Raw genomic sequence first — 10,783 nt, 5'->3', positions numbered from 1 at the left:
CGGCTATCGGAAAACGGACCGGCGCAATCAGTCCCGCAATGTATTCAGTTCATGCGCGTCGACCAGGTCCAGCAACTCGGGGGTGACGAATTCGTCGATGGGACAGACGCCGGACCACGTCGAGAAGAATCGGTCGACCATATCGGGTTCTGTCGCGATCGCACGCAGCATCGTCAGTCGATGTTCCGGCGGCGCGAGTTTCGCGGTCTCCAGGGTGTTGCGGTATTCCGGCAGCAGCACCTCGGTGCGCTCGACGGCGAATCGGTCCAGCGCCCGCGTCAGCCGGACGGGATCGTGCAGCTCGGTGCCGACCCGCTCGACAAGCAGCTGCGCCTGCCGGAACGCATCGGTGATCCCGCGCGCTGTGATCGAATCCTTGTGATGGCCCGCGTCTCCGATGAGCGCCCAACCCGGCCCGGCGGCCTGCCGGAAGTAGTTTCTCTGATCACCGGTACCGAACAGGCGCTCGGCATTGCGGCCGCCCGCCAGCCGCTCGCGGAGTTCGGGAGAGGTCTGCTCGATACTCGTCAGAAATGATCGCATCGCGTCGTTGCGAATGCTGCCGAACTGTTCCTGCGGAAAATAGGAGGCGACCAATGTCAGATCGTCGTTCGTCGGCACGAGCCCCACCCAGTGCCCCGGCTCGTCGTACAGTTCGAAGCCCGAGGGCAATTCGGCCCAATAGCTGTAATAGGCGCAGGAGGCGGTGGAGTCCTCCCGGACCATCGGCGCCCCGACCGCGGCGGCCACCGTCGACCGCATACCATCCGCTCCGACGACGAGTGTGGCCCGCTCCACGATCTCCCCGGAAGCCCCACCGTTCACGCGGACACCGACGACGCGTTCATCGTCGAACACCACCCCGCGCACAGCGCAGTTGTCTCGAAACTCGACGCCTGCGGCCACGGCCGCGTCGGCCAGGATCGAATCCAGCAGATATCGGCGCGGCGCATAGGTGATGCGATGTCCGGCGGCCGGCCAGGAGCAGCCCTCGAGGGTCAAACCCCCTGTGGTGTAGCGGGTTCCCTTGATGGGCGAGCATCCGGTTGCCTTGATCTCGGCGAGCACCTGCCATTGGTCGAGCAGCGCGACCGCAGGCTGATGCAGGTACAGCGTGGACAGGGTGTCCTTCGGGAAGCGCGACCGTTCCAGCAGCAGCACTCGATAGCCGAGCCGGGCGAACAGCATCGCCGCTGGGGCGCCCGCGACCCGCGCACCGACTACGATGACGTCGTACACGGCGTCTCCTCATCCGGAGCGTGGAGATGACCGGCCAGCTGCTCGGGTGTCGGAGCCCCGAAAATCGTTGTCACAGTGAGCTCTACGCCGAGCCGCTGCCGTACCCGGCGGATCAGCCGTGCGGCGAGCAGCGAGTAGCCGCCGAGGTCGAAGAAACTGTCCTGCACTCCGACCCGCTGCACACCGAGCACCTCGGCGAACAACTCCGCCAGCACTCGCTCACCCTCGGTCCGCGGCGCGCGGTAGGCCGCGTGTGCGAGGAACTCCGGCTCCGGCAGCGCCTTACGATCCAGCTTGCCGTTGACCGTCAGCGGGAAGTCCTCGACCACCACGATCGCCGCCGGGACCATGTGTTCCGGCAATCGCGACGACAGGAACGACAGCACCGCGGTCACATCCACCGCCGACTCGGCGGCCGTGACATATGCCACCAACTGCTCGCCGGTGACAGTCTCGCGGGCCACCACGACGCTTCGCCTCACCGAATGATGCTGCGCCAGTGCGGCTTCCACCTCGCCGGGTTCGATGCGGAAGCCGCGGATCTTGACCTGATCGTCCACCCGGCCGACGAATTCGAGATCGCCGTCCGGTCGCCACCGCACCAGGTCGCCGGTGCGGTACAGCCGGGAGCCCGCGGGGCCGAACGGATCGGCCACGAATCGTGCCGCGGTCAGTCCGGTGCGTCCCGAGTACCCACGCGTCACACCCGAACCGGCGATGTACAGCTCGCCCGCGACGCCCAGCGGAACCGCATCGAGCCGGGAATCCAGCACCACCACCGACATCCCCGACAGCGGACCTCCGATCGGTACCGGCCCCTCGCCCACCACATCATCGGAGGCGAACCGCCGTCCGGTGGCGAAGGTTGTCGCCTCGGTCGGACCGTAGACATGTACCAGCCGTGCGGCGATCGTGGCGAGCGCTCGATCGAACAGCGCCGGCGGCATCTGCTCGCCACCGGTCCACACCTCGGACACGCCCTCGAACGCGCCTGGATACTCCTCGACCAGCACCTCGAACAGGCGAGTCGTCGCGAATACCGCCGTAATACCGTGTGCGGCAACCAGGTTTGCGATCATTCCCGCATCGACCCGCCCCGGCGGGGCCACCACGACGGCACCGCCACCGGACAGCGGCACCCATATCTCATAGGTCGAGGCATCGAACACCATCGGCGAATGCACCAGCACCCGCGACTGCCGATCGCCGGCGAACCGCGGATCGGTGACCAGCCCCGCGACGCCCGCATGCGTGGCCACCACACCCTTGGGCGTGCCGGTCGACCCGGAGGTGTAGATCACATACGCCGCGTTCGACGGACGCAATGCGCCGGCGCGGTCCGCATCGGTGACCGAACTCCCGTCACAGACCGAAACCGACTGCGCGACACCAGGATCGTCCATCGCCACCGTGGCCACGGACTGCCCCGCGACCACCTCCCGCAGCCCCGCGGTGGTCAACACCAGCACCGGCGACGCGTCCCCGAGCATGAATCCGATCCGCTCCCCCGGATACCCCGGATCGATCGGCAGATACGCACCACCAGCCTTCAACACCGCCAGCACCGCGACAATCAGCTCCACCGAACGCGGAACCATCACCGCCACAACCGACTCCGGACCAACACCGCGACCCACCAGATACCGAGCCCACCGACTCGACACCTCATCCAACTCCGCATACGACAGCGCCACATCCCCGAACACCACCGCCACCGCATCCGGAACCCGCCGCACCTGCCGAGCGAACAACTCCGGAACCGGCAGAGCGTCAACAGGATCGGCGAACCCCACACCGCCCCAACTCAACAATCGATCCCGCTCGTTCATGCCCTTCTCCTCTGAGTACGCTCGCTCAGCTCCGGTCGGCGGTATCCATCGACTCGCGCAGTGACCTGGGGCGCAGATCGGTCCAGTTGGTCTCGACGTAGTCCAGGCACTGCTGCCGACCGGCCTCGCCGAACACGATTCGCCAGCCGGCCGGAACCTCGGCGAATGCGGGCCAGAGCGAGTGCTGGTCTTCGTGGTTGACCAGCACATAGAACGAGCCGTTCTCGTCATCGAAAGGGTTGGTGCTCATGGGTCATCTCCTGGTGAGTCCGTGTGATCGGTGTGACAGTTGTGGCCGTGCCGCGGCGATTGCCGTCAGGAGGCCAGCAGCGTCCGGCAGATATGAGCGAGCACCCCGGTGCCCTCGCTCAGAAAGTAGAAGTGCCCGCCCGGGTAGAGCTGGGTATCGAAACCCGCGCTGGTGAAGGCGCGCCAGCCGTCGAGAGTGTCTATGGGGGCCCGGACATCGGCATTCCCGCACAGCACACTGACCGGAATGTCGAGCAGCGGCCCAGGGGCCACGCGGTGGCGCTCCCAGATCTCGAAGTCCGCTCTGACGATGGGAATCAGATCGTCGAGAATCCTCGGATCCTCGACGATCTCGGAGTCGACGCCACCCAGTTCGACTATCTCCGCCCGGAAGTCCGCATGGGACAGCCGATGCAGCTTGGGCCGGGCCGAAAAGGCTTGTGGCGAGGGCTGACCGGACAGAAACAGGCGGCGGGGCATCGGGTGACCCGCGGCCCGCAACGCACGTGCGACTTCGAAGGCCAGCAGCGCGCCGCAGGAATGTCCGAAGAAGGCGACCGAACCCTCCAGCAGCGGCAACAGCGCCTCGGTCACGGCCTCGATCAGCGCGTCGGCGGACGCGGGCAACTTCTCGTAGATCCGATTCTGCCGCCCCGGCAGCTGCACGGCCGCCAGCTCGATCTCCGGGGGCAGCTGCGCGGCCCAGCTCGCGAAGGTCGCGGCGCCGCCGCCGCCGTGCGGAAAGCAGATCAGACGGTGTCGCGCTCCCGGCCGTTTCGCCCGCCAGATGTACGGCGTATCAGGGAGCAGTCTCACCTTGGTTACTACAGAATTCATGCGCAAATCCCTCGAATTCGAACAAACAGCGAATCTCCACCGTCGACAGACAGACCTCACCCTCGGACGCAGTGAGTCCGAAGGCTGATCGCCGATACGCATGCGACTGCGTTCTACGCCTCGGGCTGAGATTTGGAATACGGGTCGACAGGGACCCGCGAAATCAACGAACGACACCATCCGGTGTCGAAGAATCACGCATTCGTTGCCCCTCCATGATATCTACAGCGGCCGCTCCCTCGGCGCCCCCTATCGGTATACCGATAGCTCGCTGTGAGCCTTACATGAAGCAAGACCGCTGTCAACAGCTGCGGCGTGCCAGGCGTCCGGCCCCGCGGGCTCGTCGTGCGCGTGTTCGGACACACCCGGTAACCTGAGAATCGTCGACCGACCAGGACAGGCGGGGGCAATGCGGAGGCATCGAGAGGGGGCGCTTTGAACAGCGGGAATCCGGCGGGAGACCGATCGTTGCGGGACAAGCTGAACTACCTGTTCGAGACCGTGCACCCGAAAGACCGTGGGCCGTGGTCACATCCCGAGGTACATCGGGCGACGGGTGTCGCCATCAGCACCCTGTCGGATCTACGGACCGGGAAGAACGCGAACCCGACGTTGGAGACCCTGCAGCGGCTGGCACGCTTCTTCGGTGTCGATCCGGCCTACTTCTTCGACACGCCCCGGAGCGATCGAATTCGTGAGCAATTGGATCAGGTAGCCGAGCTGCGCACGCTCGCGGCCGCACTGGAAGACAACGATGCCGAGCTCATACTCGCCCGCATGTCCACGTTTTCTCCAGATAGTCTTCGCGAAATGGCGGAAATACTGAAAACGCTGCGCGATTCCGAGAAATAATCCACACACGAGCACGGGGGGTACTGAAGTCGCATGGTCGACGCATGCCATTGGATACCATTTTCCGAGACGTTCAGATCGCGCCGACAATTCCGCGAGATGCAGCGGCGCTGCGATCGACTGATTGCCGGCTTGAATGTTCCGCTCCCCTTCGACATGGAGACGTTCATCGCGCGATCGGGCGAAACTCTCGGGCGCCCTATCGTTCCGATACCGATGAGCCTGCCACCGCACGGACCGAGCGGTCTCCTGATTCAGACGAAGGCGAAGGATTACATACTCTTCCAGCGCCTGACATCACGGGTCCATCAGGAGAACATCATTCTGCACGAGTTGGCTCATCGGTTCTGCGATCACAAGGGAATACACGACCTCGATGAGAATCGGGCGCTGGCGCTGTTCCCCGATCTGCAACCCGATACGGTGATCAGCATGCTCCGCCGGTCGGCATATGCCGACCACCAGGAGCACGAGGCGGAGTTCTTCGCCTCGATGCTGCGCATCCGAATGGCATCCTGGGCGCCGCATCCGAATTGGAGCATCTCGTCTGAAATCGCCGAGGCGGTCGAGCGCATCGAACGCGTGTTGGGCTCACCCCGGTAAGGCCGCCGATGAGTACGACTCTCTATTCGGCCTGTGTGGTCGTGGCCCTGCTGGCACTGCTGCTCCGACTCCCTGCGCTGTTCCGAAGGCCCGAGCCGGGGTTGGCGGCACTCTGTGCCTACTTCGTTGTTTCGGCATTCACCTTCACGATGGCATTGCCGGCAATTTGGGTGCCGGTGAACAGTTTCCTCGGGGTACCCAACCTCACCGGACTGATATCGCAGTGCGGCGGCCTGTCCATTGCGGTTGCCCAACAGGCCGTCGTCCTGGCCTGGGCATCCCCATGGGCGGAGGCAAAACGCAAGATCTATCTGCGCGCGGCACTTCTGCTGGTCGCACTGGGGAGCATGGTCACACTCTTCGCCATGTCGGTGCCGCACATGTCCGACAGTCCGCACAGCTTCGTACCGGACGCGGCCAAGATTCCGACCTATTCGGTCTACCTGATCGTCTTCCAATGCTCTTTCCTCATCGGAACCATCGAGTCGATGCGGTTGTGCTGGCGCTATTCTCTGCAGGTCGGACCCGGCTGGCTCGGTCGCGGACTGCGCACGGCGGCCCTCGGTTCCGGCCTGGGCCTGCCGTACTCCGCGGCCCGCATCGCGGCCGTCTTCGCCGAACGGCTGGGGGCCGATGCGCAGCGCTGGGAGCCGATCGCACGCCTCGGGGCAAGCGTCGGGACACTGCTGGTTCTGATCGGATGGACCGTGCCGACCTGGGGACCGCCGCTGTCGGAGCTCGCCGCTCGCATCGACCGCTACCGGCGATTTCGTCGACTCGGGCCGTTGTGGCGAGCGCTGTACGACGCCGTCCCCGAGATGGCGCTGACCCCACCGCGACGGACCGGACTCCTCGGCGGACCGGGCCGCAGGCTCGACTTTCGGCTGTACCGACGCATCGTCGAGATCCGTGATGCGCGGATGGCGCTGCTGCCCTTCTTCAGTATCGAAGTGGCCGACACTGTTCGACGCCACGCCGAGGCACGGGGATTGTCCGGCCGCCGTCTCGATGCCGCCGTCGAGGCCGCCAATCTCGCCGCAGCGATCGCCGCGAGGAAGCGCTGGAACCAGGCTGCGACGATGCCGCAGATCGCCGCTGCCGAGTTCGATCACTTCAATCGCTTCGGAGAGAACCTGTACGACGAACTCGACTGGCTCGTGTTGGTCGGCGCGGAATTCACCCGCGCGTCGCCGGACACGCGGGTAGCGGTCGCGACGCCCTGACTCAGAAGTTGGCATAGTCCATCACCCAGGAGAACGGATGACTGCGCTGGGGCAGCGTGTCCGGATCGAGCCGAGTGAAGGTGATCTCCACGTGATGACCGTCGAGTTCACCTGCCAGGCGCAACCGGTCCGCGGCCGGCTGATCGTAGGAAAACGATCCGCTCACCTCGGGCATGGGTCGCGGTGTCGGCCGAAACGGCGCCGCCTCGGTCGCGGTTTTCAGTTCGAGGCGACGGGCGGCGGTGTCCACCTGCGCCCGCGCGGGACCGAAGCTGCCGTCCATGCGCTGAAACTCCATAATCTCCGGCACATCGAATACCACTCGCTGCCAACGACTTCGGTCGGTCAACAGCGGAGGTACCGCCTGATCGTCGCGTATGAACTCCTGCACGTTCCAGATGCCGTACAACGGCGGCTTGACTCGGTCAGGGCCCTCCTGCTGCAGTTGCGCCCAGGAGATGTGCGCGGCGTAGACGCCCACCCAGATACCCAGCAGTATCTGCACGGCGCCACCGACCAACCGGGATCGCCTGGTATGAAAGGGATACGGCGCCGTCGACGGCGGTGTGGTTCGGTTCAGCACCAGCATGCTCACCAGCCGATGCGCCTCGGGGGCGAGCAGTACCAGTGCGGCCAACATGAGGTGCCCGGACAGAATCTTCACCGGCACATCGAAGTTCACGTCCAGCACGAACACCTGGGCCATGGCGATCAGACTGAGCATCGCACCCGGCAATGCGGTTCGCGGGATGAACAACATGATTCCGCCCAGCACCTCGGCTGCCCCGAGCAACATCTGATATGTGGGCGATCCACCGACCTGATTCCACAGCACCGACATCGGCGTCAGATTGCCGTACGGCTCGAGCAGCGTCGCCAATGCCGGCTCCGGCATCTGGGCCGGAATCAGCTTGCCCAGACCGAACCACAGCATTTGCCCCGCCACGCACCACCGGATGAACATCAGCAGCCATCCCGCCCAGCGGCGGTGCTCGCCGCGGCGGCTCACGATACTCCAGATCAGCGTGCCCACGGCCGCGATAATCATCAGACAGAACAGCTGCACCCAGAAGATCCGCTGATCTCCACTGTGACTGCCCTGATACGAGATATCGACGCCGAACATCGTGCTCCCGACCGCCCGAAGCGGTGTGTCCAGCACATGGATCTGCCATTCGATCGCATTTGGTGGCAGATACTCCAGGAGCCAACCGAGAAAAACGTTGGTCGGCTGCGGAATGGTCAGGAAGAAAAGTCCGAAATACAGGAATGAAAACCGAAAGACAATGCGGGTGAACGGGTTCCAGTCAGACCGCTCCGATGGCTCCTCACAGGTCCGCACACATTCGACAACCGCGGTCCCAGCACTCACATTCGCCGCCTTTCCGGATACTTGGGACCTCCCGAGCATATGAGCCCACATCCGGGCCCGGAATCGGGAACGACCCCGAATTCCCGCTACGCACAACGACTTACGTATCGCCCCCACCACCGCGGTGGTGCTGGCACCACCCGGTGACCGCAACCCACGTCCCAGTCACCGGTACTGAACGTATTGGCCCGTGGATTCCGCTCCGCACACTGATTGCAACGAGTTACTTTCCCTCTACCAATTACTTTTGCTCAGGAGGGCAGATCATGACGGTCGATCCCGACCGCGACCCCGGGGATCGGTACGAGCTGACGATCAGCGCCCGCGACCTCGACGACCTCGCCGAGCGGCTCGCGCGCTGGCTGGCCGGGAAGGTCCACGCCGACGGCACTCCGAAGATCACCAACCTGTCCCGCCCGCAGTCCGGGGGGATGTCGAGCGGCTCGGTGCTGTTCGACGCGTCGTGGGAGAGGGACGGCCGTACCGAGACCGGATCGTATGTGGTGCGCATGCCACCGGAGACCGGCGCGATGCCCGTCTTCGAGACCTACGATCTGACGACCCAGTACGGGGTGATGGCCGGTGTGGCCGAGCACACCGATGTTCCGGTGCCGCGGTTGTACTGGCTCGAGGACGACGAATCCGTCCTGGGCTCACCGTTTTTCGTGATGGGCAAGGTCGACGGGCGCATCCCCGAGGACAATCCGCCGTATGTCTTCGTGGGCTGGCTGTTCGACAGCACCCCGGAGGAACGGTTGCGGCTGACCCGCAATACCGTCGACGTGATCGCGCGCATTCACGCCATCGAGGATCCTGCCGCGAAGTTCCCCATGCTGGCCTCGAGCGGCGAGGGTTCGTCGCTGCGGCAGCAGCTCGAGCGCGACCGCCGCTGGTACAACTGGGCCCTCGCCGACGACGGCTACCGAATTCCGTTGCTGGAGCGGACTTTCGACTGGCTCGAGAAGAACTTCCCCGCCGATCCGGGACCCGATGTACTCAGCTGGGGCGATTCCCGGCCGGGCAACATCATCTACAACGGGTTCGAACCGGTGGCCGTATTGGACTGGGAGATGGCCACATTGGGGCCGCGCGAACTCGATGTGGCGTGGGTGATCTTCATCCATCGCTTCTTCCAGGACATCGCGACGCAGTTCCATCAGCCCGGGCTGCCGGACTATCTGCGCCGCGAGGATGTCGTCGCCCACTACGAGAGCAGCACCGGCCACACGCTGCGCGATCTGGATTGGTACATCATCTACGCCGCGCTGCGTCACGGCATCGTGATGGCCCGGGTCAAGCGCCGGATGATCCATTTCGGCGAGGACCAGGACACCGACGACCGCGACAACTACGTCATGCACCGGGCGAGCCTGGAGTCACTGCTCGCCGGAACATACGAATGGGATTGAACGACTAGGAGGTCATGGCTGTGTCAACCAGCCACTCACCCGTCCCCTTGGACGAGTACCCGATCCATCAAACTCCGCTGTCGATGGCGCGCGTCGGCACCAGCGACCGTAACTTCTACGACCGCAGCTATTTCAACGCCCACGACCGCGACGGCGGCACCCTGTTGATCACGGGCATGGGCGTATATCCCAATCTCGGCGTCACCGATGCCTACGCCATCGTGCGCCGCGGCGACATCCTGCGGTCGGTCCGGTTCTCCGACGCGCTGGAACAGCGGGATCTGGATCTGCGGGTCGGCGGCTACCGGGTCGAGATCCTGGAACCGCTGCAGCGCATCCGGCTCATCTGCGAGCACGACGATCTCGGCTTCGACCTGACCTGGGAGGGATCGTTCCCCGCGATCAACGAGGAGCCGCACACCATCCTCACCGGTAGTCGGCCGATCATCGATGCGCAGCGCTTCGCTCAGGTCGGATCGTGGGCGGGCACACTGCATGTCGACGGCGTCGATATCACCGTGGATCCGGCGGTGTGGATGGGCACCCGCGACCGGTCCTGGGGTATCCGTCCCGTCGGCGAGGCCGATCCGCCGGGTCGCGCGGCCGCCGAGGGTTCGGGCGGGTTCTGGTGGCTGTATGTGCCGCTGCGCTTCGACGAGTTCTCCATCGTGGTAATCCTGCAGGAGAATCCGGACGGTTTCCGCACCCTCAACGACGCCGTGCGCATCTGGCGCGACGGCCGCGTCGAGCAGCTGGGCTGGCCGCGGGCGCATTTCGAATACCGTTCCGGCTCACGGCATCCGATCGCGGCACGGCTGGATCTCACCACCTCCGACGGCAAACCGCTCGAGATCGAGATCCGCCCGCACACCTTCATCCCGCTGCATATCGGCGCGGGCTACGGCGGCGACCCGGACTGGCAGCACGGCCGCTGGATGGGCCGCGACTGGTCCTCGAGCGTCCGCTACGACCTGTCCGATCCGGAGGTCGCGGCCCGCATCCCGTGGGGCGTGATCGACCACGTCGGCCAGGCCCGCTGCGGCGACGCCGAGGGCTGGGGCCTGTTCGAACACGCCACCATGGGCCGCCACGACCCCACCGGATTCGCCGACTGGTCTTCGGTGGCGCCGTAGGCTCAGCGGTTCGCGCGTCGTATGCGCTAGGGTTCGA

General features: G+C 65.1%; 10 protein-coding genes. 5 read left to right on the top strand and 5 right to left on the bottom strand.

Going from position 1 to position 10,783, the window contains the following annotated elements; genetic code table 11:
* Nucleotides 1–27: 27 nt before the first annotated feature.
* From NP4_RS16235 to NP4_RS16220, 4 genes are all read right to left on the bottom strand, one after another.
* A complete protein-coding gene (locus tag NP4_RS16235; protein WP_067998501.1) occupies nucleotides 28–1,239 on the bottom strand; it encodes an NAD(P)/FAD-dependent oxidoreductase in 1,212 nt (403 codons plus the stop codon).
* The gene (locus NP4_RS16230) at nucleotides 1,221–3,068 is read right to left on the bottom strand and encodes a non-ribosomal peptide synthetase (RefSeq protein ID WP_082875913.1); all 1,848 of its coding nucleotides are present in this window, start codon (nucleotides 3,066–3,068) and stop codon (nucleotides 1,221–1,223) included. Before NP4_RS16230 ends, NP4_RS16235 begins: the two co-directional genes overlap by 19 nt.
* A 25-nt stretch (nucleotides 3,069–3,093) precedes the next feature.
* Complete coding sequence (locus NP4_RS16225; RefSeq protein ID WP_067998497.1) at nucleotides 3,094–3,318, bottom strand: MbtH family protein; 225 nt, start codon at nucleotides 3,316–3,318, stop codon at nucleotides 3,094–3,096.
* A 65-nt stretch (nucleotides 3,319–3,383) separates the two neighbouring features.
* Nucleotides 3,384–4,154 (bottom strand): thioesterase II family protein, encoded by a 771-nt coding sequence (locus NP4_RS16220; protein WP_082875912.1) that lies wholly within the window; start codon nucleotides 4,152–4,154, stop codon nucleotides 3,384–3,386.
* Between the two features lie 468 nt (nucleotides 4,155–4,622).
* Here NP4_RS16220 and NP4_RS16215 point away from each other — a divergent pair, with 468 nt between their 5' ends.
* The 3 genes from NP4_RS16215 to NP4_RS16205 are packed head-to-tail and all read left to right on the top strand — an operon-like array spanning nucleotide 4,623 to nucleotide 6,832.
* Entirely contained in the window at nucleotides 4,623–5,006 is a 384-nt protein-coding gene (locus NP4_RS16215; protein WP_169813745.1) for a helix-turn-helix domain-containing protein, read from the top strand.
* A 33-nt stretch (nucleotides 5,007–5,039) separates the two neighbouring features.
* A complete protein-coding gene (locus tag NP4_RS16210; protein ID WP_067998491.1) occupies nucleotides 5,040–5,609 on the top strand; it encodes a hypothetical protein in 570 nt (189 codons plus the stop codon).
* Nucleotides 5,610–5,650: 41 nt separating this feature from the next.
* On the top strand, nucleotides 5,651–6,832 hold the full coding sequence (locus NP4_RS16205; RefSeq protein WP_147287992.1) for an MAB_1171c family putative transporter: 1,182 nt from the start codon (nucleotides 5,651–5,653) through the stop codon (nucleotides 6,830–6,832).
* Nucleotide 6,833: 1 nt separating this feature from the next.
* Here NP4_RS16205 and NP4_RS16200 read toward each other — a convergent pair whose 3' ends face one another.
* The gene (locus NP4_RS16200; RefSeq protein ID WP_147287993.1) at nucleotides 6,834–7,958 is read right to left on the bottom strand and encodes a DoxX family protein; all 1,125 of its coding nucleotides are present in this window, start codon (nucleotides 7,956–7,958) and stop codon (nucleotides 6,834–6,836) included.
* 512 nt (nucleotides 7,959–8,470) lie between these two features.
* Here NP4_RS16200 and NP4_RS16195 point away from each other — a divergent pair.
* Together NP4_RS16195 and NP4_RS16190 are read left to right on the top strand one after the other, a co-directional pair.
* Entirely contained in the window at nucleotides 8,471–9,613 is a 1,143-nt protein-coding gene (locus NP4_RS16195) for a phosphotransferase family protein (RefSeq protein ID WP_067998486.1), read from the top strand.
* A gap of 14 nt (nucleotides 9,614–9,627) precedes the next feature.
* Nucleotides 9,628–10,746, top strand: a complete 1,119-nt coding sequence (locus NP4_RS16190) for an Rv3169 family protein (protein ID WP_067998484.1) — start codon at nucleotides 9,628–9,630, stop codon at nucleotides 10,744–10,746.
* The last annotated feature ends 37 nt before the right edge of the window (nucleotides 10,747–10,783 follow it).

The organism is Nocardia pseudobrasiliensis NBRC 108224 (genome assembly GCF_001613105.1).
In the GTDB taxonomy this organism is placed as follows: domain Bacteria; phylum Actinomycetota; class Actinomycetes; order Mycobacteriales; family Mycobacteriaceae; genus Nocardia; species Nocardia pseudobrasiliensis.
Note: the sequence above shows the minus strand (reverse complement) of the source record. Positions and strands in the feature narration are given on the sequence as shown.

What these genes read in the sequence shown, in the direction of transcription:
- NP4_RS16230 (WP_082875913.1), bottom strand. Translation starts at nt 3,068, where the DNA reads ATGAACGAGCGGGATCGATTGTTGAGTTGGGGCGGTGTGGGGTTCGCC.
- NP4_RS16200 (WP_147287993.1), bottom strand. Translation starts at nt 7,958, where the DNA reads ATGTTCGGCGTCGATATCTCGTATCAGGGCAGTCACAGTGGAGATCAG.
- NP4_RS16195 (WP_067998486.1), top strand. Translation starts at nt 8,471, where the DNA reads ATGACGGTCGATCCCGACCGCGACCCCGGGGATCGGTACGAGCTGACG.
- NP4_RS16190 (WP_067998484.1), top strand. Translation starts at nt 9,628, where the DNA reads ATGGCTGTGTCAACCAGCCACTCACCCGTCCCCTTGGACGAGTACCCG.
- NP4_RS16220 (WP_082875912.1), bottom strand. Translation starts at nt 4,154, where the DNA reads ATGAATTCTGTAGTAACCAAGGTGAGACTGCTCCCTGATACGCCGTAC.
- NP4_RS16225 (WP_067998497.1), bottom strand. Translation starts at nt 3,318, where the DNA reads ATGAGCACCAACCCTTTCGATGACGAGAACGGCTCGTTCTATGTGCTG.
- NP4_RS16210 (WP_067998491.1), top strand. Translation starts at nt 5,040, where the DNA reads ATGGTCGACGCATGCCATTGGATACCATTTTCCGAGACGTTCAGATCG.